21 protein-coding genes and 1 pseudogene are annotated in these 21,207 nt (G+C 63.9%); 17 read left to right on the top strand and 5 right to left on the bottom strand.

All coding sequences use genetic code 11. The features are described from left to right. Positions 1–291: 291 nt before the first annotated feature. Positions 292–1,041, bottom strand: a complete 750-nt coding sequence (gene phnF / locus NKH97_RS29055; RefSeq protein WP_352799332.1) for a phosphonate metabolism transcriptional regulator PhnF — start codon at positions 1,039–1,041, stop codon at positions 292–294. A gap of 132 nt (positions 1,042–1,173) precedes the next feature. Here phnF and phnG point away from each other — a divergent pair, with 132 nt between their 5' ends. The 12 genes and pseudogenes from phnG (at position 1,174) to phnE (NKH97_RS29115) (ending at position 11,677) form a co-directional block, all read left to right on the top strand. After that, positions 1,174–1,635, top strand: coding sequence for a phosphonate C-P lyase system protein PhnG (phnG, locus tag NKH97_RS29060; RefSeq protein ID WP_352799294.1), 462 nt, complete (start codon positions 1,174–1,176; stop codon positions 1,633–1,635). After that, the gene (gene phnH, locus NKH97_RS29065) at positions 1,635–2,246 is read left to right on the top strand and encodes a phosphonate C-P lyase system protein PhnH (protein ID WP_352555810.1); all 612 of its coding nucleotides are present in this window, start codon (positions 1,635–1,637) and stop codon (positions 2,244–2,246) included. The genes phnG and phnH overlap by 1 nt, the downstream gene beginning before the upstream one ends. A gap of 3 nt (positions 2,247–2,249) precedes the next feature. Further along, positions 2,250–3,362 carry a carbon-phosphorus lyase complex subunit gene (locus NKH97_RS29070; protein WP_352555812.1) on the top strand — a complete coding sequence of 371 codons (1,113 nt, stop codon included), beginning with the start codon at positions 2,250–2,252 and terminating at the stop codon, positions 3,360–3,362. Beyond that, complete coding sequence (gene fosX, locus NKH97_RS29075; protein ID WP_352555814.1) at positions 3,359–3,778, top strand: FosX/FosE/FosI family fosfomycin resistance hydrolase; 420 nt, start codon at positions 3,359–3,361, stop codon at positions 3,776–3,778. The genes NKH97_RS29070 and fosX overlap by 4 nt, the downstream gene beginning before the upstream one ends. Then, a pseudogene (locus NKH97_RS29080) lies at positions 3,775–4,602 on the top strand (alpha-D-ribose 1-methylphosphonate 5-phosphate C-P-lyase PhnJ); the annotation flags it as partial. The gene fosX and the pseudogene NKH97_RS29080, both read left to right, overlap by 4 nt. Positions 4,603–4,736: 134 nt before the next feature. Further along, complete coding sequence (gene phnK / locus NKH97_RS29085) at positions 4,737–5,513, top strand: phosphonate C-P lyase system protein PhnK (protein ID WP_023760811.1); 777 nt, start codon at positions 4,737–4,739, stop codon at positions 5,511–5,513. Between the two features lie 322 nt (positions 5,514–5,835). Next, on the top strand, positions 5,836–6,543 hold the full coding sequence (gene phnL, locus NKH97_RS29090; protein WP_023812471.1) for a phosphonate C-P lyase system protein PhnL: 708 nt from the start codon (positions 5,836–5,838) through the stop codon (positions 6,541–6,543). Further along, positions 6,540–7,157: a DapH/DapD/GlmU-related protein gene (locus NKH97_RS29095; protein ID WP_128306073.1), complete on the top strand. Its 618-nt coding sequence runs from the start codon at positions 6,540–6,542 to the stop codon at positions 7,155–7,157. Before phnL ends, NKH97_RS29095 begins: the two co-directional genes overlap by 4 nt. A gap of 277 nt (positions 7,158–7,434) precedes the next feature. Beyond that, complete coding sequence (gene phnC, locus NKH97_RS29100) at positions 7,435–8,292, top strand: phosphonate ABC transporter ATP-binding protein (protein ID WP_352723354.1); 858 nt, start codon at positions 7,435–7,437, stop codon at positions 8,290–8,292. 92 nt (positions 8,293–8,384) lie between these two features. Beyond that, entirely contained in the window at positions 8,385–9,293 is a 909-nt protein-coding gene (phnD, locus tag NKH97_RS29105; protein ID WP_352799298.1) for a phosphonate ABC transporter substrate-binding protein, read from the top strand. Between the two features lie 57 nt (positions 9,294–9,350). Then, on the top strand, positions 9,351–10,307 hold the full coding sequence (gene phnE / locus NKH97_RS29110; RefSeq protein ID WP_128306075.1) for a phosphonate ABC transporter, permease protein PhnE: 957 nt from the start codon (positions 9,351–9,353) through the stop codon (positions 10,305–10,307). Between the two features lie 2 nt (positions 10,308–10,309). After that, complete coding sequence (phnE, locus tag NKH97_RS29115) at positions 10,310–11,677, top strand: phosphonate ABC transporter, permease protein PhnE (RefSeq protein ID WP_352799300.1); 1,368 nt, start codon at positions 10,310–10,312, stop codon at positions 11,675–11,677. Between the two features lie 263 nt (positions 11,678–11,940). Here the strand turns inward: phnE (NKH97_RS29115) and NKH97_RS29120 are convergent, their stop codons facing one another. From NKH97_RS29120 to NKH97_RS29130, 3 genes are all read right to left on the bottom strand, one after another. Then, entirely contained in the window at positions 11,941–12,792 is an 852-nt protein-coding gene (locus NKH97_RS29120) for a sugar phosphate isomerase/epimerase family protein (RefSeq protein ID WP_352774977.1), read from the bottom strand. 41 nt (positions 12,793–12,833) lie between these two features. Continuing rightward, on the bottom strand, positions 12,834–14,021 hold the full coding sequence (locus NKH97_RS29125; RefSeq protein ID WP_127295124.1) for a Gfo/Idh/MocA family protein: 1,188 nt from the start codon (positions 14,019–14,021) through the stop codon (positions 12,834–12,836). A gap of 148 nt (positions 14,022–14,169) precedes the next feature. Continuing rightward, positions 14,170–15,225 (bottom strand): sugar phosphate isomerase/epimerase family protein, encoded by a 1,056-nt coding sequence (locus NKH97_RS29130; protein ID WP_128304518.1) that lies wholly within the window; start codon positions 15,223–15,225, stop codon positions 14,170–14,172. 398 nt (positions 15,226–15,623) lie between these two features. On the opposite strand from NKH97_RS29130, the gene NKH97_RS29135 reads away from it, so the two are divergent. Genes NKH97_RS29135 through NKH97_RS29155 form a run of 5 tightly spaced genes read left to right on the top strand, consistent with a single transcriptional unit; the run spans position 15,624 to position 19,875 of the window. Next, entirely contained in the window at positions 15,624–16,511 is an 888-nt protein-coding gene (locus NKH97_RS29135; RefSeq protein WP_023812461.1) for a sugar phosphate isomerase/epimerase family protein, read from the top strand. 60 nt (positions 16,512–16,571) lie between these two features. Beyond that, on the top strand, positions 16,572–17,741 hold the full coding sequence (locus NKH97_RS29140) for a mandelate racemase/muconate lactonizing enzyme family protein (RefSeq protein WP_023812460.1): 1,170 nt from the start codon (positions 16,572–16,574) through the stop codon (positions 17,739–17,741). Positions 17,742–17,743: 2 nt separating this feature from the next. Further along, positions 17,744–18,460, top strand: a complete 717-nt coding sequence (locus NKH97_RS29145) for a FadR/GntR family transcriptional regulator (RefSeq protein ID WP_127295118.1) — start codon at positions 17,744–17,746, stop codon at positions 18,458–18,460. A 5-nt stretch (positions 18,461–18,465) separates the two neighbouring features. Next, the gene (locus NKH97_RS29150; RefSeq protein ID WP_352799304.1) at positions 18,466–19,446 is read left to right on the top strand and encodes a hydroxyacid dehydrogenase; all 981 of its coding nucleotides are present in this window, start codon (positions 18,466–18,468) and stop codon (positions 19,444–19,446) included. A gap of 42 nt (positions 19,447–19,488) precedes the next feature. Beyond that, the gene (locus NKH97_RS29155; protein ID WP_352799305.1) at positions 19,489–19,875 is read left to right on the top strand and encodes a hypothetical protein; all 387 of its coding nucleotides are present in this window, start codon (positions 19,489–19,491) and stop codon (positions 19,873–19,875) included. An 18-nt stretch (positions 19,876–19,893) separates the two neighbouring features. Here the strand turns inward: NKH97_RS29155 and NKH97_RS29160 are convergent, their stop codons facing one another. Continuing rightward, a complete protein-coding gene (locus NKH97_RS29160) occupies positions 19,894–21,189 on the bottom strand; it encodes an amidase (protein WP_352799307.1) in 1,296 nt (431 codons plus the stop codon). Between the last annotated feature and the right edge of the window lie 18 nt (positions 21,190–21,207).

Here is a 21,207-nt window from a genome sequence, read left to right on the forward strand (position 1 = left end):
GGCCTCCAATCCAGCCAGCATCTTGAATCACAAACATCCGGCTTTGGGAATCCTACGATTCTCTCAAAATAGGAATCGCTCTAGCCGCAACATCCATCGCTTCGTCATCCTATGGCGGAGCGAGGAGCGAAGCGACGCGGCGCAGACCATAGGATCCATGCCGTGACCTGAGAGCGTTGCTTCGGTGCAGAATTCTGCGCCGCTGCGCTCTTCGCCCGAGATCGCGGCATGGATCCTTGGGTCTCCGCGACGGAGCTGCGCTCCTGCTTCGCCCAAGGATGACGACGTTAGCTACAGCGCCGACAGCTTCAGCTCCACCCGTTCCGCCGGAAACCTGGACTCCGAAAACTGGATCGGCTGGCCGTCCGGCGTGACGTTGACAGCGACCGTGACCAGCACGATGGCGCCCGGCTGCAGGTCGAGGTCGGCAAGGTCCGCCGCATCGGCATGGCGCGCCGACAGCACGGTCGATTGCCGGAGATAGTCGTCGATGCCGAACCGCGCCACCGAGGCGGTGATCGAGCCTGTTTGCGCCATCGCGGCATCGATGCCGGCAAAGCGCCGGGCCTCGAACCAGCCGGCAGCGCGCGACACCGGCCGTCCGTCGGCTTCGCCGCGCGTTTCCAGCCGGATCACATCGGCTCCCTTGGGAAGACCCAGTCCCTCGGCGACGCGCTGGCTGGCCGGCTCGACCGACGAGGCGAGCAGGACGATGTGCCGCTCCGTCGTTTGCCCTTGCAGCCCGGTCGAAAAACGTGTGCGCGCGCCGATCGGATAGGACAGCCGCTTGCGCGACAGCACGAAGGTGCCGCGCCCCTGCTCGGCCCGCAGCACGCCTTCCCTTACAAGGGCTGATATGGCGCTGCGCACTGTATGGCGGTTGACGCCATAGCGTTCTGCCAGCGCCACCTCCGGCGGCAGCGCTGCATTCTCCGTGAAATCGCCGATCGCGATCGCATGCAGGATCTTGTCGGCGATCTGCCGCCACAGCGAAACGCCACTGCGCCGCTCGATGCTGTCCGCTGCCAGCCGCCCGACCATCATTGCCCCAACCTTCCAGCGCCCAGTCTTATATCGCTGTCATCCACCCGTCATGGACACGCGTTAGATAATAGGTATAATTTGTATAGTTGTCTATATCAATAGACAAATTGACAAAGAGGAATGCTGCTGATGCGAGGACAGGAAGCCCGCGACCAGGCCGAGCGCAAGGCCGCCATGGCAACCCTTACGCAATCCAGCGGCGATGACATCGTACGACTCTGGAATGAGGCCGGACTGCCTTCGGACGCTGAACTGCTGCGCGGCCCTGAGACCGGCCTGGTCACCCTGCGCGGCCGCATCGGCGGCGGCGGCGCGCCCTTTAATGTCGGCGAAGCGACCGTCACCCGCGCCACGGTCCGGCTGCCGTCCGGAGAGGTCGGTCATTGCTATGCGCTTGGCCGCGACAAGCAGAAGGCGAAGCTGGCGGCCATCGCCGACGCACTGTGGCAGGACCCTGCCCGCCGCAATGAAGTCGAGACCGGACTGATAGCGCCCCTGCGGTCGGCTCTGACCGCAGCGCATGAAAAACGCCGCGCCGAGACGGCGGCAACGAAGGTGGATTTCTTCACCATGGTTCGCGGAGAAGACTGATGGACATTGCAGCGCAATCGATAGAGGGCGGTTTCGCCGATCCGGTCTTCAATGCCCAGACGGTGTTCCGCGCCGTCATGGACGCAATGGCGCGGCCAGGCAGCGTGCAGCCGCTGCCGGCCTTCGCCCGCCCGCCGGCGCCGCTCTCGGCGGCCGCCGGCGCCATCGCACTGGCGCTGTGCGATAACGACACCCCGCTCTGGCTCGACCAGACCCTGCAAGCTTCCACCGCGATCAGACCCTGGCTTGGGTTCCACACCGGCGCGCCATTGGCCAACACACCGGCCGATGCGCATTTCGCCTTCATCGCGGCCCCGGCCGAGATGATGTCGCTCGATGGTTTTTCGCAGGGCACCCAGGACTATCCCGACCGTTCGACCACGCTGATCCTGCAAGTCGGCGATCTCGTGTCCGGCACGCCGCTGTTGCTCGAAGGTCCCGGCATCGAAACCAGCGCCACGATCGCGCCGGCACAGATACCGCGCCATTTCGTCGAGCAGTGGAAGCAGAATAACCAGCGCTTTCCGCGCGGCGTCGACATCATACTCGCCACATCAGATGGCATTGCCTGCCTGCCGCGCACGACGCGCATCAAGACAATGGAGGCGTAAAAAATGTATGTCGCGGTAAAAGGTGGCGAAGCCGCAATCGCCAACGCCCACAGCCTGCTTGCCGACCGCCGACGCGGCGACCGTTCGGTGCCGGCCCTTCGCCTCGACCAGATCGTCGAGCAGCTGGCGCTCGGCGTGGATCGGGTGATGAGCGAAGGCTCGCTCTACGACCGTGAGTTGGCGGCACTCGCAATCGTCCAGGCGCGCGGCGACCTGATCGAGGCGATCTTCCTGGTGCGCGCCTATCGCACCACGCTGCCGCGCTTCGGCTACACCAGGCCCATCGACACCGCCGGAATGCTGGTCGAGCGGCGCGTGTCGGCGACCTATAAGGACCTGCCCGGCGGCCAATTGCTCGGGCCCACATTCGACTACACCCACCGGCTGCTCGATCCCGAGCTTGCCGCCGGCGCCGACGTCGCCCAGCCCTTGCTGCGCGAGACGGAAGCGCAAGCCATGCCGCGCGTATCGGCGATCCTCGCCCGCGAAGGCTTGATCGAACCGGACGGCGACATGCCGCAGGACCATGTCCCCGGCGACATCACCCGCGAGCCGCTGGAATTCCCGATGGCGCGCGACATCCGCCTGCAGGCGCTGTCACGCGGCGACGAGGGCTTTTTGCTGGCGCTCGGCTATTCCACCCAGCGCGGCTATGCCCGCAACCATCCCTTCGTCGGCGAGATCCGCATCGGCGAGGTCGAGCTTGAGCTCGACGTGCCCGAACTGCCCTTCGCTGTCCCGCTCGGCACTGTCCGCGTCACCGAATGCCAGATGGTCAACCAGTTCAAAGGCTCAGCCAAGGCGCCGCCGCAGTTTACCCGCGGCTACGGCCTGGTCTTCGGCCAGAGCGAGCGCAAGGCGATGGCGATGGCGCTTTGCGACCGGGCGCTGCGCGCCTCCGAACTCGGCGAGGATGTCGTCGCCGCCGCGCAGGACGAGGAGTTCGTCATTTCGCATTCCGACAACGTCCAGGCGACCGGCTTCGTCGAACATCTGAAGCTGCCGCACTATGTCGACTTCCAGGCCGAACTCGACCTCGTGCGCCGCATGCGCGCCGAATACGACGCCCGCGAAAACCCCGCCAAGGCCGAAGAGAAGCGGGAGGCCGCGGAATGATCGAAGGCCTGTCCCACATGACCTTCATCGTCCGCGACCTCGACCGGATGACCGACATCCTCGAGGGCGTATTCGACGCGCGCGAGGTCTATGCCAGCGACGCCGAACAGTTCTCGCTGTCGCGCGAAAAATTCTTCCTGATCGGCGACATCTGGGTCGCCCTCATGGAGGGCGAGCCGTTGCCGGAGCGCAGCTACAACCACATCGCCTTCAAGATCGATGACGCCGATTTCGACCGCTACGCCGAGCGCGTCAAAACGCTTGGCCTCGACATGCGCCCGCCGCGTCTGCGCGTCGAGGGCGAAGGCCGCTCGATCTATTTCTACGACGACGACAACCACATGTTCGAACTGCACACCGGCACGCTCGCTGAGCGGCTGGCGCGCTACGCCAAGGGACTGGAAGTCGCACCATGACCGACATCGCCACCTACAACTTCGCCTATCTCGACGAGCAGACCAAAAGGATGATCCGCCGCGCGATCCTCAAGGGCATCGCCATTCCCGGCTACCAGGTGCCGTTCGCCTCGCGCGAAATGCCGATGCCCTATGGCTGGGGCACCGGCGGCGTCCAGGTCACCGCTTCAATCATCGGCCCCGATGATGTCTTGAAGGTGATCGACCAGGGTGCCGACGACACCACCAACGCAGTCTCGATCCGTGCCTTCTTCAAGAAGGTCGCCAACGTCGCGGTGACCACCGACACAGCCAGCGCCACCATCATCCAGACCCGTCACCGCATCCCCGAGCGTCCGCTGACGGCGGGCCAGGTGCTTGTTTATCAGGTGCCTATCCCTGAGCCGCTGCGCTTCCTTGAACCGCGAGAGACCGAAACGCGCAAGATGCATGCGCTGGAGGAATACGGCCTCATGCATGTCAAGCTCTACGAGGACATCGCCAAACACGGCCGCATCGCCACCACCTATGCCTATCCGGTCAAGGTCGAGGGCCGCTATGTGATGGACCCGTCGCCGACGCCGAAATTCGACAATCCCAAGATGCATCGCTCACCGGCGCTGCAGCTGTTCGGCGCCGGCCGCGAAAAGCGCATCTATGCGGTGCCGCCGTTCACCGACGTGGTCAGCCTCGACTTCGAGGATCATCCGTTCGAGGTGCAGACCTTCGACCAGCCCTGCGCGCTGTGCGCGGCCGAGAATGTCTATCTCGACGAGGTCATCCTCGACGACCATGGCGGCCACATGTTCGTCTGCTCGGACACAGACCATTGCGAGAAGCGGCGCAACGCCCCTACCTCCCCCTTGTGGGGAGGTCGCGCCGAAGGCGCGGGGGGTCTTGACCAATCTACGGCCCACTCAACCCCCACCCCGGCGCTGCGCGCCGACCCTCCCCACAAGGGGGAGGGTAAGGAGAAGCAATGACCGACGAACCGCTGCTGCGCGTCTCGGCACTTTCCAAATTCTACGGCTCGCGCGTCGGCTGCGACAACGTCTCCTTCGACCTGTGGCCGGGCGAAGTCCTGGCTGTGGTCGGCGAGTCCGGCTCCGGCAAGACGACATTGCTCAACTGCCTGTCGACGCGGCTGCTGCCCTCCTCCGGCACCGCCAGCTACCGCATGCGCGATGGCCAGTTCCGCGAACTCTACCGCATGAGTGAGGCCGAGCGCCGCTTCCTGATGCGCACCGACTGGGGGTTTGTCCACCAAAACCCGGCCGACGGCCTGCGCATGACGGTATCGGCCGGCGCCAATGTCGGCGAGCGGCTGATGGCGGTCGGCGACCGCCACTACGGCAAGATCCGCGCCACCGCGGTCGACTGGCTGTCGCGCGTCGAGATCGACGAGGACCGCATCGACGACGAACCGCGCGCCTTTTCCGGCGGGATGCGCCAGCGCCTGCAGATCGCCCGCAACCTCGTCACCGGCCCGCGTCTGGTGTTCATGGACGAACCGACCGGCGGCCTCGATGTCTCGGTCCAGGCGCGCCTGCTCGATCTGTTGCGCGGGCTGGTCACCGATCTCGGCCTGGCGGCCATCGTCGTCACCCATGACCTTGCCGTGGCGCGGCTGTTGTCGCAGCGCATGATGGTGATGAAGGACGGCCGCGTCGTCGAAAGCGGCCTCACCGACCGCGTGCTCGACGACCCGCGCGCGCCCTACACCCAGTTGCTCGTTTCCTCGATTCTGCAGGTTTGACGATGAAGTCTCAAAGCGCGTGTTCGCGAAACCTTGGCGCGAGGCACCCCCCTCTGGCCTGCCGGCCATCTCCCCCGCAAGGAGGGAGATCGGCTGTCCCTGCTGCTTTCACCAATTACCAAGGCTGCAAGAAAAGCGCTGCGGGTGAAACTGCCAATCTCCACCCTTGCGGGGGAGATGTCCGGCAGGACAGAGGGGGGTGCCTCGCGCCGACACCTCGCAAACACCCGCTTCGAGATTTCACCGTTATTCCGCACATGCAATTGCATTGGCCAGAGGGGGGTGCTGGCCCGCAAACCAACAGCGATTGGAGGACCTTCTGATGCCGACGCCCCTCGTTGTCTCAGACGTCGCCAAGAGCTTCACCATGCATCTGCGCGACGGCATCAAATTGCCTGTTATCGCCGGTGTCTCGTTCTCGATCAGGGCCGGCGAATGCACCGTGCTCGGCGGCCCGTCCGGTGCCGGCAAGAGCTCGATCCTGAAGATGCTCTACGGCAACTACGCCGTCGACGAAGGCCAGATCATCGTCAGCCACGATGACGGGCTGATCGACCTCGCCACTGCCAGCCCGCGCACCGTGCTTGCCGTGCGCCGGCAAACGATCGGCTATGTCAGCCAATTCCTGCGCACCGTGCCGCGCGTTTCGGCGCTGGATGTCGTCGCCGAACCGCTGGTCGAGCGCGGCGAGGATCGCGAGATTGCCCGCGGCAAGGCACGCGCCTTGCTGGCGCAGCTCAACCTGCCGGAGAAACTCTGGGCATTGCCACCTGCGACCTTCTCCGGTGGCGAGCAGCAGCGCGTCAACATCGCACGCGGCTTCATCACCGAGCATCCGATCCTGCTGCTCGACGAGCCGACCGCCTCGCTCGACGCCAAAAACCGCGATGTCGTGATTGAACTCATCGCCGCCAAGAAGGCGGCTGATGTCGCGCTGCTCGGCATCTTCCATGACCACGACGTACGCGAGGCGGTTGCCGACCGCATCATCGACGTCACCGCTTTCGCTCCCGGAAAAATCGCCGCATGACCAGGAAATTGTCCGAGACGCCGCTGGTCCATCCGACGGCGGATGTGCAGAATTCGACGCTCGGCCGCTGGACCGAGATCGCCGACCGCAGCCGGGTGTCGGAAAGCGAGCTTGGCGACTATTCCTACATGATGCAGGACTGCGCCGTCTGGTGCGCGACGATCGGCAAGTTCGCCAACATCGCCGCCAGCGTGCGCATCAACGCCACCAACCACCCGACCTGGCGGCCAACGCTGCACCATTTCACCTATCGCGCCTCGGACTACTGGGACGACGCCGAGCACGAGACAGAATTCTTCGCCCAGCGTCGCGCCAGGCGAGTCACCATCGGCCACGACACCTGGCTCGGCCACGGCTCGACCATCCTGCCCGGCGTCACCGTCGGTGACGGCGCGGCGATCGGCGCCGGAGCCGTCGTCTCGAAGGACGTCGCCCCCTACACCATCGTCGCCGGCGTGCCGGCCAAACCGATCCGTGAGCGCTTCGACCGCCGCACCGCCGACCGTTATCAGGCGCTTGCCTGGTGGGACTGGGATCATGCCAGGCTGCGCGCTTCGCTCGACGATTTCCGGGAACTATCGGCCGAGGCCTTCCTGGAAAAATACGAAGGATAATTCTTCACATCATCGTCATGGCAGCCACATGGCAGGACCTGTTCGATGACTCTCTCAAGCTTTTTCGAGCAGCAGGCTCCCGTGATCGAAATCAAAACTCCCGCCTTCTGCGGCTTCAGGGACATGGAGCACTTCGAGGACCTGCTGGCCCTGGGCCGGCCATAACTCCACACCTGTGGAGCGTAACAAAACTGACATCACCGCGACACGGCAGGTTCATGTGGCTGCGTTAGGCGAGTGCCTGACGATCAATATGGTCCAGACTGGAACCTGCCCCATGTCAGCAAATTCCGCCACGCTCGAAATCCGCGGTGTCAGCCGCCGATTTGGTAAGAACACCGCCGTCAGCGACATCAACATCGCCATCCCACAGGGTCAGATGGTTGGCATTATCGGCCGTTCGGGCGCCGGCAAATCGACCCTTCTTCGCATGATCAACCGTCTCATCGATCCCAGCCAGGGATCGATCTTTTTTGACGGCGCCGAGGTTTCCCAGTTGCGCGGCTCGCCGCTGCGGCGCTGGCAGCGTGACTGCGCCATGATCTTCCAGCAGTTCAACCTGGTGCCGCGCCTCGACGTGCTGACCAACGTGCTGCTCGGCAAGCTGAACCACCGTTCGACCATCACCAACCTGTTCGGCATGTTCTCGCGCGCCGAATGCGCCGAGGCGGTCGCGGCACTCGAGCGGCTCGACATTGCCCGCATCGCGCTGCAGCCCGCAGGCACCTTGTCGGGCGGCCAGCAGCAGCGCGTCGCCATTGCCCGCGCCATGATGCAGCAGCCCAAAGTGATCCTCGCCGACGAGCCGATCGCCTCGCTCGACCCGCTCAACGCCAAGGTGGTGATGGATTCGCTGCAGGACATCAATCTGCGCGACGGCATCACCGTCGTCACCAATCTTCACACGCTGGACACCGCCCGCACCTACTGCAACCGCATCATCGGCATGGCCGCCGGCAAGGTCGTCTTCGACGGCCCGCCGGAAGAACTCAACCGCGAGGCCGTGCGTCTCGTCTACGGCGCCGACAGCAATGGCCAGGAAATCTCCGAGGCCATCACCTCGACCAGCGTTGCCTTCAGCCGAAAGATCGCCGCATCCGCCGGACCGCTCGAGCCCGCATTCCCGGGATACTGAGAGCGGCCTGGATCGACAGCCCGCGTCAAGGGCACCTGTCAAAATCGAGAACGCTGCCGGCGCGGGGCCGGAACCTACAGGAGAGATTACAGATGTTCAGGAAGATGGTTTTCAGCGCCGTTTCGGTGCTCGCCATGGCGACCAGCATGGCCCATGCCGCCGACATGAAGGAATTTCGCGTCGGCATTCTCGGCGGCGAAAACGAAACCGACCGGCTGCGCAACTACCAGTGCCTCGCCGACCATCTGAAGGCCGAATTCGGCTTCGAAAAGGTCTCGCTGTTCCCCGCTGCCGACTATGACGGCGTGATCCAGGGCCTGCTTGGCGGCACGCTCGACTTCGCCGAACTCGGCGCTTCCGGCTACGCCAGCATCGCTCTCAAGGACCCGAAGGCGGTCACCCCGATCCTCACCACCCAGCAGACCGACGGCGCCACCGGCTACTATTCGATCGGCCTGGCGCTGAAATCCTCCGGCATCACCGATATCAAGTCGGCCAAGGGCAAGAAACTCGGCTACGCCGATCCGGATTCTACCTCCGGCTATCTGATCCCGCTGACCCAGATCCCGAAGGACACCGGCGCTTCGAACGAAACCTTCTTCGCTTCGACCCAGTTCAACGGCGGCCACGAGAACAACGTTCTGGCCGTGCGCGACGGCAAGGTCGATGTGGCGGTGGACGATTCCTCCGGTATCGGCGACTTCAAGGACGGCTACACCTCGGGCACCTTCCACAAGGAAGTCGCCAAGGGCGCCGTCGACCCCAACGACTTCGTCGAAGTCTGGCGCTCGGGCCTGATCCCGAACGGCCCGCTGGTCGTGCGCACCGCGCTCCGCGACGAAATGACCGCCAAGCTCGCCGACTTCTTCACGCAGTTGCCGAAGAAGGACAAGGCTTGCTTCGAAGGCGTCGAAGGCGGCGACTTTACCGGCTACGTCCCGGTCAAGGCGGACTTCTACAACGTCATCGTCGAAGCCCGTAAGGCAGCCATTGGCGGCTAACGGCGAAATCAGGAAGGGCGGCGTCGATAAAACGCCGCCCTTCTTGCATGTCCGATCATGACCCTTTCCGTGACAGCCCCTTCCGGCGCCACTCACCAGATGGCCGACGCCTGGCGTCGCCAGACGTCCTTGCGCCGGCTCTACACCGCCATCGGTGTCGGCCTTCTCATCATCGCGCTTGGCAGCACCATGTGGTTCGCCGACGAGGCCAATGCCGGGCATTTCTTCGACCGGTTGCCGCATTTGCTGGACTTCCTGAGCTGGCTCGTCCCCAAGGACTGGAACGATGTCTGGCGGGCGATGTTCGATATCGCTTCCCCGCATGACACCGGCACCCAGGAATTCAACTTTCCGCTTGGCCGCTCGTATGTCTGGGACAGCTTCTACATCCCCGAATATTTCGAGCTGATGCTGACCACGCTCAACGTGGCGCTGGTCTCGACCTTCATCGGCTTCGTCTTCGCCGTGCCGTTCTCCTTCATCGCGGCGCGCAATCTGACGCCGCATCCGGTGCTGCGGCTGATCGTCAAGCGCCTCATGGAGCTGCTGCGCGCCTTTCCCGAGATCGTCATCGCGGGCCTGTTCGCCGCCATCGTCTCGATCGGCCCGATCGCCGCCATCATCGCCATCGGCCTGCATTCGATCGGCGCGCTGGGCAAGCTGTTCTACGAGATCAACGAGAACATCGACATGCGCGCCGAGGAAGGACTGAGGGCTGTCGGCGCCAACTGGTTCGAGCGGGTGCGCTTTGCCGGCCTGCCGCAGGTGCTGCCCAACTTCATGTCCTACACGCTGCTGCGTGTTGAGATAAATGTCCGCATTTCCACCATCATGGGCGCGGTCGGCGGCGGCGGCATCGGCGAGGAGTTGAAGCTGTCGATCTCGCGCGGCTTCGGCGCCAAGACGATAGCTCTCGTGCTGCTCCTGTTCACGACGATCTTCATCGTCGACCAGTTCTCCGCCTGGCTGCGCCGCAAGCTGGTCGGCGAGCAGGCTTTCGTGGTGGGGGCTTGACCATGGCTGCCTTGACCGCCGATCAAATCCAGTCGATCGAAGAGCGCTTCCCGCAGGTGTGCCAGCGGCCGTTCCACAAGCGCTTCGGGCCGCTGATGCTGCTTGGCGGCATCTTCCTCTACCTGCTCTATGCCCTGTGGTTCTTCAACCTGCCGCAGGTCATGCGGGAATCGCACTGGGAGCGCCTGCCGTTGTTTCTGACCCAGTGGATCAGCTACGACGTGCAGCCGATCTTCCGCCTCGACGAACCGCAGATCACCGCCAAATATCCACGCTTCTCGGTGCTCGGCCCGAATCCAGATCCGGACTGGGTCAAGACCAATGCCGATGGTTCGGTGACGGTCCTTATCGACGGCACCGCCAACTCGATCACCTTCGCCAAGACGCAGGCGACGATAATTGCCCATGGTGAGACCGTTGCGGTCGCGCTTGGCACCGGCAAGCCGCTGATCTCGGGGCCGGTACCCGGCTGGATCACCGCGCATGAAGATGAGGTCGTCGCCGACATGGGCTTTGCCGGCGAGGCCCGTGTCGCCGTTGACCGCGTCAGGATCCGAAAGCGATTTCTCGGCTGGGCAAACTTCGTCTTCGACACCCGCTCGCCCTTCTTCGGCAAGTCGGCAAGCGAAGTCGCCTCGCTGATCGTCTCCGGACCGGAACTGAAACCAGGCACGTCCAATCTGGCGCTGGCCGGCGACAACATCTGGAACAACGCCCAGTGGCAGCATGGCGATGTCTGGACGAAGCTCCTGCAGACCATCGTCATGGCCTTTCTCGGCACCATGCTTGGCGGCATCGTCGCCTTCCCGCTGGCCTTCTTCGCCGCCCGAAACATCACGCCCAGCCGGCTGGTCAACCAGGTGCTCAAGCGCTTCTTCGACTTCATGCGCTCCATCGACATGCTGATCTGGGCGCTGTTCTTCACCCGTGCCTTCGGGCCGGGACCGCTGGCGGGCAGTGCAGCCATCTTCTTCACCGAGATCGGCACGCTCGGCAAAACCTATTCCGAGGCGCTGGAGAACATCGACGACAAACCGCGCGAGGGTATTACCTCGACCGGAGCCAACGGCCTTCTGGTGCAGCGCTACGGCGTGCTGCCGGAAGTGGTGCCGGTGTTCATCAGCCAGACGCTCTACCAGTGGGAATCCAACACCCGCGGCGCCACCATCATTGGCGCTGTCGGCGCCGGCGGCATCGGCCTGAAGCTGTGGGAAGCGATGCGCACCAACTCCAACTGGGCCAACGTCTTCTACATGGTGCTGCTGATCCTGGCCGTTGTCTTCATCTTCGACAACATCTCCAACTTCCTGCGCCGCCGGCTGAGCCAGACGATCCACGACTACAACAGGATCCAGGCCGAGCAGGGGTGATCGTCCTGTGGTGCACAATTGGGCGAAAAGTCGGCGGGACAGCACCCCCCTCTGGCCTGCCGGCCATCTCCCCCGCAAGGGGGGAGATTGGGCGGTTCCGCTGACGGCGCCGTCCTTCCAACGCCGAAGATTAGCGAAGGCCGACGGACATCCGATCTCCCCCCTTGCGGGGGAGATGTCCGGCAGGACAGAGGGGGGTGTGAAGGAACGCGGCGGCAGGTGTGTTGGAAGGCTTTGCTCCGTCCCGCCATGACGAAGGGTGCCTAAGCGGCTTTCCTCCACCCGTTCCTGATATGCTTATACCCATCCCGATAAACCGCTTCCGGGCTCTCGGAAAAATCGCGCCACACCTTGGTCGCCGCCGCCAAATCCTTCAGCGAACGGCCGAACGCTTCGATCGTCAGCCAGCCGTCATAGCCGCTCTTGCGAATGGCCGAGAATGTTTCCTTCCACGGAATGTTGCCGCGCCCCGGCACGCCGCGATCGTTTTCCGAGATGTGGATATGAACGACATTCCTGCGGTGTTTTGTGTAGGCATCGATCGGGTCGGCCTCCTCGATATTGGCGTGGAAGGTGTCGTACATCGCCTTGATGTGCGGCCGGTCGATGGCATCGATATGCTCGGACAGGTCCGCCATCGTGTTGAGCAGGTAGCATTCGAAGCGGTTCAGCGCCTCGAGCCCGATGGTAACGCCCTTGTTGCCGGCATGGTCGCCGATAGCGCGCTGCGAGGCGACGGAGCGCTTCTTCTCGGCGGCCGTCGGCCCGGAGCCGGAAAAGGCGCCGAGCGTCGAATGCAGCGGGCCGCTCAGCGTGCTGGCGCCAAGCGCATCGGCGCAGTCGATCGCCCATTTCATATAATCGACACCGGCCTTGCGCGTTGCCGCATCGGCCGAGATCAGGTTCATCCGGGGATCGCCCATCGCTGAAACCGCGGTCCGCTCCAGTCCGATGCGGTCGAGCAGTTCGCCGAGTTTTTTGTAGTCGTCGGGCGTGCCGGCGAAGATCGGTATCTCAACGCCATCGAAACCGGTTGCCTTGATGTCGCGCAACAGCGGCTCGTGTGTCTTGGACACGGCCGTCGTCCATAAGAACATGCACATGCCGATTTTCATCGACGCCCCCCTCCCCTTGGATCCCCCGGACCGCCTCTATTTCAGAGCTTCGTCCACGCCCCATTCTTCTTCGATGACTTCACGCAGGCCTCGATGAAGGCCATGCCCTCGACGCCGTCCTGGATGGTCGGGAAGACGACGTCCTTGGCCGGCTTGCCGCCCTTGCGGCGTGCCGCGCGGATAGCGCGCGCGGCCTCCTGGTAGATGTTGGCGAAACCTTCGAGATAGCCCTCGGGATGGCCTGACGGCACGCGGCTGACACGGCCCGCCACCGGCAGCGCGCCGGCGCCATTGCGGGTTATCAGTTGTTTCGGCTGGCCGAACGGCGTGTACCAGAGATAGTTCGGGTCGGCCTGCACCCATTCCAGCCCACCCTTCGAGCCATAGATGCGCAGCTTCAGCCCGTTCTCATGGCCGGGCGCCACCTGGCTTGCCCAGATCATGCCCTTGGCCGGGTGCGTCTTGCCGACCGGCTTGAAGCGCAGCATGACGTTGACGTTGTCATCGAGTAGCCGGCCCGGCACGAAGGCGTCGAGATCGGCCGACAGGGAGTCCAGTTCCAGCCCCGAGACAAAGCGGGCGAGGTTGTAGGCATGCGTGCCGATATCGCCCAGCGCGCCGCCGGCGCCTGCCTGCTTGGGGTCGGAGCGCCACGCCGCCTGCTTCTGGCCTGTCGCGGCAAGGTCCTCGGTCAACCAGTCCTGCGGATATTCGGACTGCACGATGCGTATGTCGCCGAGCACACCCTTGGCGACCATCTCGCGCGCCTGGCGGATCATCGGATAGGCGGTGTAGTTGTGCGTCAGCACGAACACCTTGCCGGTCTTCTCGACTATCGCCGCAAGCTTTTTTGCTTCGGCGAGCGTCGTCGCCAGCGGCTTGTCGCAGATGACGTGGATGCCGGCCTCGAGGAAAGCTTTTGCCGCTGGCACATGGACATTGTTGGGCGTGACGATGGCCACCGCCTCAATGCCATCGGGGCGCTTCGCCTCGGCCTTGGCCATCTCGGCATAGGATGCATAGCTGCGTGCGGGGTCGAGCCCCAGTTCGGCGGCCGAGGCCTTGGCACGGGCCGGGTCGGCTGACAAAGCACCGGCAACCAGCACGAAATCATTGTCCAGCCGCGCCGCGATCCGGTGCACTGCGCCGATGAAAGCGCCTTGCCCGCCGCCGACCATGCCATAGCGGATCGGGCCGCCTCCCGTTTCCGACTTCGATGCGCCGACCATATCTTGCTCCTCGCTGTTGCTCACCTCCCCTTGAGGGGAGGTCGATCCGCGCAGCGGATCGGGTGGGGTCGTTGAGGCAGAGTTCGGCATGAACCGACCCCTCCCGGCCCTTCGGGCCACCCTCCCCTCGAGGGGAGGGGAAACCGCGTCAGATTCCCATCATGGCGCGCAGCAACTTCTTGTCGGTGGTGCCACCGGCGAAGTCGTCGAATGCCTTTTCGGTCACGCGGATGATGTGGTGCTCGATGAAAGGCGCGCCCTCGGCCGCACCATCCTCCGGATGCTTCAGGCAGCACTCCCACTCCAGCACCGCCCAGGAATCATAATTGTACTGTGTCAGCTTGGAGAAGATGCCGCCGAAATCCACCTGTCCGTCGCCCAGCGAACGGAAGCGGCCGGCACGGTTGGTCCAGCTCTGATAGCCGGAATAGACGCCTTGCCGGCCGGTCGGGTTGAACTCTGCGTCCTTGACGTGAAACGCCTTGATGCGCTCGTGATAGATGTCGATGAATTCGAGATAGTCGAGCTGCTGCAGCAGGAAATGCGACGGATCGTAATTGATGTTGCAGCGCTTGTGGCCGCCGACCGCATCGAGGAACATCTCGAAGGTGGCGCCGTCGAACACGTCTTCCCCGGGATGAATCTCGTAGCCTATATCGACGCCATTATCCTCATAGACATCGAGGATCGGCTTCCAGCGCTTGCCGAGCTCAGCGAACGCTTCCTCGATCAGCCCGGCCGGCCGCTGCGGCCAGGGGTAGAGGTAGGGAAAGGCCAGCGCTCCCGAGAAGCTGACCGAGGCCTTGAGGCCAAGGTTCTTCGAGGCCTTGGCCCCGAACTCCATCTGTTCGACCGCCCATTTTTGCCGTGCCTTGGGATTGTTGTGCACTGAAGCCGGCGCAAAGCCGTCGAACTGCGCGTCATAGGCAGGATGCACCGCCACCAGTTGCCCCTGCAGATGCGTCGACAGCTCGGTGATCTCGACGCCGGCATCCGCGCAGATGCCCTTCACCTCATCGCAATAGGCCTTGGAAGAAGCCGCCTTCTTGAGGTCGAACAGCCGCGCGTCCCAGGTCGGGATCTGCACGCCCTTGTAGCCGAGACCGGCCGCCCATTTGGTGATCGACGCCAGTGAGTTGAACGGCGCGGCGTCGCCCGCGAACTGCGCCAGAAACAGCCCAGGGCCCTTCATTGTCGTCGGCATCGGCATCCTCCCTCATTTCTCTCGACCGAGCATAGCGCCGATTGGAAACAGGGCCAGCCACTTTGGTCTTTTCTCAACGGGTGCTTGCACGCACCGCCATTCTGGTATTACCAAATGTGGAAATTTGGTCAAGCCATGCAATGCGCCACCAAGACCCTAAAATCACCCGGTGCAGGCCTATATATCTCAATATAATCAAGCAAATAATCCCCAGCGAAAGTTGCATCCCAGCGCTTCTTGCCGATCTGGAGAATTTGCTGTAGACCTCGCTTCAGGCCCAATTGGTCGAACCAGTTTGCGAGAAAAGGCTGGGAACGCCTTGGGGAGGAACCTTTGTGTCGCCTTTTGGCGATGCATGTCGCAGGCGAACCATAGAGACGAGTTGGGAAGGACAGACCATGCATCTTTCGACGCACAACTGGATGCGCGCGGAACCCTTGGAGACGACGCTCAAGCGCATCAAGAAATTCGGCTATGAGTCGATCGAGATTTCCGGCGAGCCCGAGCAGTACAAGACCAAGGAGACCCGGGCGTTGCTGAAGGAGCATGGTATTCGCTGCTGGGGCGCGGTGACCCTGATGCTGGGCGAGCGCAACCTTGCCGCCAGGAACCAGGGCCAGCGCGAGCGTTCCGTTCAATATGTCAAGGATGTGCTGACCATGGTCAGCGAACTCGATGGCGAGATCATCACGCTGGTTCCGGCGACCGTCGGCAAGGTTGTGCCTGACGGGACCGAGGAAGAGGAATGGAAGTGGGTGGTCGACGCCACCCGCGAGTGCTTCACCCACGCCAAGAAGGTCGGCGTCAAGATCGCTGTCGAACCGCTCAACCGCTTCGAGACCTATCTGTTCAATCGCGGCGCCCAGGCGCTGGCGCTGGCCGATGCGGTCAGCCCCGAATGCGGCGTCTGCCTCGATGCCTATCACATCCACATGGAAGAATTTAACGTCTATGACGCGATCCGGCAGGCCGGAAAGCGCTTGTTCGACTTCCATGTCGCCGACAACAACCGGTTTGCCGCCGGCCTCGGCCAGATCGACTGGCCGAAGATCGTCGCCACCTTGCGCGAGATCGGCTACGACGGCGCGCTGACCAATGAGTTCGTCGCGCCCGTCGACCGGACGCCGGCAGCCCCCTATCCCGACATGGTCGAGCGCAATCCGGTCGACATCTCGCCCGAGCAGCTGAAGTTCATCCAGGACCACGGCTCCAGCGTGCTCACCGAGAAATTCTACACCGACCAGATGCGCATCAACGCCGAGACGTTGCTGCCGCTGATCAAGTAGCCGACTGCCTCTGGGAAATTCGCCCTTCCGCCCTGACCGGCGGCGGGGCTGGGGAAGAATATGCGCATCAAGTCCGTCCAAGCCTGGTGGATCCGCGTTCCGATCGAAGCCGCTCGGCAGCACCGCAGCGACTTCGGTCAGGTGACGACCTTCGACGCCGCCATCCTGCGCATCGAGACCGATGACGGGCTGGTCGGCTGGGGCGAAGGCAAGAACGCCGCTGGCAGTGCCGGCAGCTACGGTGCGCTCGTCCACATGCTGAACCATGAGGTCGGGCCGCAACTGGTCGGCCGCGATCCGGCCGACATCGGCGTCATATGGGAGATGCTCTACAATGGCGTGCGCCACGACAGCGCCGCGCGTGGCGGCCACGCCATGCCGCAACTGGCGCGGCGCGGCATGAGCATCGCCGCCATCAGCGCCGTCGACATCGCGCTGTGGGACATTCTTGGCAAATCGCTTGGCGTTCCGGTCTGGCGGCTGCTCGGCGGCCGCAAGCTCGATCGCATGCCGGCCTATGCCTCCGGCGGCTGGGCGGCCGCCGACGCCATCGGCGAGCAGTTGAAGTCCTATATCGCCAAGGGCGGCTTCAAGGCGCTGAAGATGCGGGTTGGCGCCATGGATGGCGCGGCGCACATTTCCGCCACCCGCGTGCGGGCCGCACGGCAGGCGCTCGGCCCCGATGTCGAACTGATGGTCGACGCGCACGGCACCTACACGGTGGCCGAGGCCAAGCGCTTCATCCACCTTGTCAACGATTTGGACCTCGCCTGGTTCGAGGAACCTATTATCGCTGACGACAAGCCCGGCATGGCTGAAGTGCGGGCGTCAGGTGCCGTCCCGATCGCCACCGGCGAAAGCGAGGCGACACGCTATGCCTTCCGCGACCTTGCCGTGCTCAAAGCCGCCGACATCTTCCAGCCTGATCCCGCTTTCTGCGGCGGCATCAGCGAGGCGATGAAGATCGGCACCATCGCCAGCGCCTTCAATTTGCGCTTTGCACCCCATTTGTGGGCCGGCGCGCCCTGTTTTTTCGCAGGCTTGCATGTCTGCGCCGCCTCGCCGTCGAGTTTCACCGTCGAATATTCGCTTGGCGCCAACCCGATGATCCATGATCTGGTCGAAGAGACTGTCGAAGCCAGGGACGGTATGATAGCGATCCCGGAAAAACCGGGTCTGGGATTCACCATTTCGGAGCGGTTCCTGGAGGCGCACGCGCAACGCGGTTGACGATGAAAGAAAAGAACCTCCTCGCAGAACTCGCTGCCTACCTGTTCTCCCATTCGGACAAGGAGAGCGGCCGAACGCCTTCGGAACGCGAACTGGCGGAGCATTTCGCCGTCAGCCGCGGTCAGATCCGCGAGGCGCTGGCCATCCTGGAGGCCATGCGCATCGTCGAGCGTCGAGCCAAGTCCGGTATCTACATCGACACCAAGCAGGCCAGTGTGGAGGCCATGGCGCTTTTTGCCCGCGCAGGCCTGCCGCTCGACCCGATCCAGATCTACGAGACGGTCGAACTGCGCAAGATCCACGAGATCAAGGCGGCCGAACTTGCCTGTTCGCGCGCCACCGAGGAGAATTTCGAGCGGCTGCGCGAAATCCTGAAGGCTTCGGAAGAGCGCATCGCCGCCGGTGAAGGGCTTGCCAGGGAAGACCGCGAATTCCACCTCGAAATCGTGCGCGCCACCAAGAACAGCGTCTTCCACAATGTCTGCAGCGTCTACTACATGATGGGCGAGCAGCGCCTGCCGATCTATTTCAACGACCCCGAGCGCAACCTGCGCTCGCATGCCGAGCATATCCAGATTTATGAGGCGCTGCTGCGCCGCGACGGCAATCTCGCCCAGGCGCTGATGAGCGCCCATCTGCAAGGGGCTGAGAGCTACTGGAAAGGCCTGATCGAGGGCCATGGCGAGGAACCGCAAAGCCCGGCGCTCGAAAAAGCCTGACCGACATGGCCCGTATCCTCACGACACACCCGCTACACCCGCGCGCCTCGGCCATGCTGGCCGGCGCCGGCGAACTCGTCGTCGCTTCCGCCATCGATCCGGCCACGCTGGCCGCCGAGGCGAGGAATGCCGACATCGTCATCGTGCGCGCGCCGCTGCCATCACAGCTTTTCGACGGCGCGACGCTGCTGCGGGCGGCAATCCGTCATGGCGCCGGGCTCGACATGATCCCCATGGAAGCAGCGACCACCGCCGGCGTGCTGGTGGCGAACGTGCCGGCGGTCAATGCCCGCTCGGTTGCCGAGCACGTCATGTTCGTGGCGCTCGCCTTGCTGCGCAACTTCCGCGTCGTCGACCGCGACCTGCGCACCAAAGGCTGGCTCGCCGGCCGCGAGCACGCCAATGCCAACATTGAGCTTGCCGGCAAGACGATTGGCATCGTCGGCCTCGGTGCCGTCGGCCAAGCGGTCGGCCATATCGCCGCGCACGGCTTCGACCTGAAGGTGGTGGCGACGACGCGCAGCATGCAGCCGGCGCCGGACAAGGTCGGCTTCCTGTCGATCGACGCCCTAGTCGAACAAAGCGACATCATCGTTCTGTGCTGCCCGCTGACGCCGGAAACGCGCGGCCTGATCAACCGTGAGCGGATCGCCCGCATGAAGCCGCAGGCGCTGCTCATCAACGTGTCTCGCGGACCGGTCATCGATGACGACGCGTTGATCGAGGCGTTGCAGAAACGCCGTATCGGCGGTGCCGCGCTCGACGTTTTTGCGACGCAGCCGCTGCCGTCGAACCATCCCTATTTCGGCTTCGACAATGTCATCATCACGCCGCACATGGCCGGCATCACCGAGGAATCGATGATGCGCATGGGCGTCGGCGCGGCGGGTGAAGCCTTGCTGGTGCTAGCGGGCAAGCTGCCGGTCAATCTGCGCAATCCCGAAGTGGTCGATCATTACCGGCGACGGTTTCCGGCCGATAGCTAAAGCATCGCGGTTTCGCCCCAATTCTCCGCGACGTTGAGCACCATGTCCGATCCACGCCTCGCATCGCTGGTAGCCGTCGTGTGTTCGCTCTGCGCCATGCCGTCATTCGCGGCCGAAAGCAGCTATGTCTATTGCGACAACGGGCTGCGCTGCTTCAAGGCGCCGTGCCCGTCGAACAGCGCACTCGACCTTGCCACCGGCGCGATCATCAAGGGCGTCTCGATCGATCCCCGCGGATTGCCGCAGGCCGACAAGGCGATAACCGATCTTTCCGACGCGCATTATGCCGGCAAGATCGTCGTCAGAGGCTCGATCGAGCACCGCACCCAGACGATCACCGGCAAGGAGCACAATCTCCCCTGGCTGGTCGCGACCCGTATCGTGCGGACCGCCAAGGACAGCGAACGCAAGCACTGTTCGTCGCACTGATATTCAGTCCAGCCCTGGTCACGCGCCAAGCAGCTGTTCTATTTCAGCCGCAATCCGCAGCAGGCGCCGATCATGCCCGTTGCGCGCCACCAGCATCAAACCGGCGGGCAGCGGAGTGCCCGGCATCGGCAGCGAGATTGCGCAGAGATCGAACTGGTTGGCAACCTGCGTGTTGCGCAACAGCAGGCCTTCGACGTGGTCGCGCAGCTCGGCATCTTCGGTCATTGAAACGATGGTCGGCGCCGTCACCGGCGTGGTCGGCAGAGCCAGCACATCGACCGATGCCAGCCGCTCGTCCATGGCGACGACGAGTGCTGTGCGACGGCGCATTGCTCTGATGTAGACAGGCGTCGGCAGCATTGCCGCCCGCGACAAAGGTCCGCTGACATGCGGGTCGACCGGCACCGAAGCCCCAGCCGCCAGCCAGTCGGCATGCACTTCGGCCCCTTCCATGGCAGCAATCGAGCCACGCTTGGTGGCGGCCCGCAAATCGGCAAGCAGATCATCGATCGATAAGCCCGCGATCCGCGCGCCCGTCTGTTCGATCTTGCCAAGGCAGCGGTCGAACGCGGTCGCCACCTCGTCTTCCATCTCTTCGAAAAGAATGCCGCGCGGAATGCCGACGCGAAGCCCTGCAAGGGCAATCGGCGTCAGCGCGGTCGGCACTTCACCGGCCATTACGGCGTCGGCGGCGGCACATTGGGCGACGGTTCGGGCAAGCGGACCGATCGAGTCCAGCGTGGCGGACAGCGGGAACGCGCCGGCAAGAGGCACGCGCCGCGCAGTCGGCTTGAAGCCGACGACACCGTTGAGTGAAGCCGGAATGCGTATCGAACCGCCGGTGTCGGAACCGATCGATATTTCGCTCGTCGCCTCACCGACCGAGACGCCGGCGCCTGAGGATGAACCGCCCGGAATGCGGCTGGTGTCCACGGCATTGCCGGGCGTGCCATAGTGCTGGTTGTCGCCGATCGCGGTGAAGGCGAATTCGGTCATGTTGGTCTTGCCGATGATCATCGCGCCGGCCTGCCGCAGCCGGCTGACGATCACGGCATCGCACAGCGGAGGTGCTGCGGCCCTAAGCATCAGCGAGCCGGCCGTGGTTGGTTCGCCGGCGACATCGAACAAGTCCTTGACCGAGACGATGGTGCCATCGAGCGGCCCCAGTGTTACGCCCGCGCGCTGGCGCGCATCGCTGGCATCGGCCGCGGCACGCGCGGCTTCGGCATAGAGCTTCGTGAACACGCGCTCTTCGCCGGCACGGGCAGCGAGGCGCGCGAGAATGGTTTCCAGATGATCACGAACGGATTGCATTTTCGGTGTCGGACTCCG

This window comes from Mesorhizobium sp. M0870, from assembly GCF_040319775.1.
Classification (GTDB): Bacteria; Pseudomonadota; Alphaproteobacteria; order Rhizobiales; family Rhizobiaceae; genus Mesorhizobium.

Excerpts from the sequence above, each read along its gene's own strand:
- phnF (WP_352799332.1), bottom strand. The coding sequence starts at position 1,041 with ATGGTCGGGCGGCTGGCAGCGGACAGCATCGAGCGGCGCAGTGGCGTT.
- phnG (WP_352799294.1), top strand. The coding sequence starts at position 1,174 with ATGCGAGGACAGGAAGCCCGCGACCAGGCCGAGCGCAAGGCCGCCATG.
- phnH (WP_352555810.1), top strand. The coding sequence starts at position 1,635 with ATGGACATTGCAGCGCAATCGATAGAGGGCGGTTTCGCCGATCCGGTC.
- NKH97_RS29070 (WP_352555812.1), top strand. The coding sequence starts at position 2,250 with ATGTATGTCGCGGTAAAAGGTGGCGAAGCCGCAATCGCCAACGCCCAC.
- fosX (WP_352555814.1), top strand. The coding sequence starts at position 3,359 with ATGATCGAAGGCCTGTCCCACATGACCTTCATCGTCCGCGACCTCGAC.
- phnK (WP_023760811.1), top strand. The coding sequence starts at position 4,737 with ATGACCGACGAACCGCTGCTGCGCGTCTCGGCACTTTCCAAATTCTAC.
- phnL (WP_023812471.1), top strand. The coding sequence starts at position 5,836 with ATGCCGACGCCCCTCGTTGTCTCAGACGTCGCCAAGAGCTTCACCATG.
- NKH97_RS29095 (WP_128306073.1), top strand. The coding sequence starts at position 6,540 with ATGACCAGGAAATTGTCCGAGACGCCGCTGGTCCATCCGACGGCGGAT.
- phnC (WP_352723354.1), top strand. The coding sequence starts at position 7,435 with ATGTCAGCAAATTCCGCCACGCTCGAAATCCGCGGTGTCAGCCGCCGA.
- phnD (WP_352799298.1), top strand. The coding sequence starts at position 8,385 with ATGTTCAGGAAGATGGTTTTCAGCGCCGTTTCGGTGCTCGCCATGGCG.
- phnE (WP_128306075.1), top strand. The coding sequence starts at position 9,351 with ATGACCCTTTCCGTGACAGCCCCTTCCGGCGCCACTCACCAGATGGCC.
- phnE (WP_352799300.1), top strand. The coding sequence starts at position 10,310 with ATGGCTGCCTTGACCGCCGATCAAATCCAGTCGATCGAAGAGCGCTTC.
- NKH97_RS29120 (WP_352774977.1), bottom strand. The coding sequence starts at position 12,792 with ATGAAAATCGGCATGTGCATGTTCTTATGGACGACGGCCGTGTCCAAG.
- NKH97_RS29125 (WP_127295124.1), bottom strand. The coding sequence starts at position 14,021 with ATGGTCGGCGCATCGAAGTCGGAAACGGGAGGCGGCCCGATCCGCTAT.
- NKH97_RS29130 (WP_128304518.1), bottom strand. The coding sequence starts at position 15,225 with ATGCCGACGACAATGAAGGGCCCTGGGCTGTTTCTGGCGCAGTTCGCG.
- NKH97_RS29135 (WP_023812461.1), top strand. The coding sequence starts at position 15,624 with ATGCATCTTTCGACGCACAACTGGATGCGCGCGGAACCCTTGGAGACG.
- NKH97_RS29140 (WP_023812460.1), top strand. The coding sequence starts at position 16,572 with ATGCGCATCAAGTCCGTCCAAGCCTGGTGGATCCGCGTTCCGATCGAA.
- NKH97_RS29145 (WP_127295118.1), top strand. The coding sequence starts at position 17,744 with ATGAAAGAAAAGAACCTCCTCGCAGAACTCGCTGCCTACCTGTTCTCC.
- NKH97_RS29150 (WP_352799304.1), top strand. The coding sequence starts at position 18,466 with ATGGCCCGTATCCTCACGACACACCCGCTACACCCGCGCGCCTCGGCC.
- NKH97_RS29155 (WP_352799305.1), top strand. The coding sequence starts at position 19,489 with ATGTCCGATCCACGCCTCGCATCGCTGGTAGCCGTCGTGTGTTCGCTC.
- NKH97_RS29160 (WP_352799307.1), bottom strand. The coding sequence starts at position 21,189 with ATGCAATCCGTTCGTGATCATCTGGAAACCATTCTCGCGCGCCTCGCT.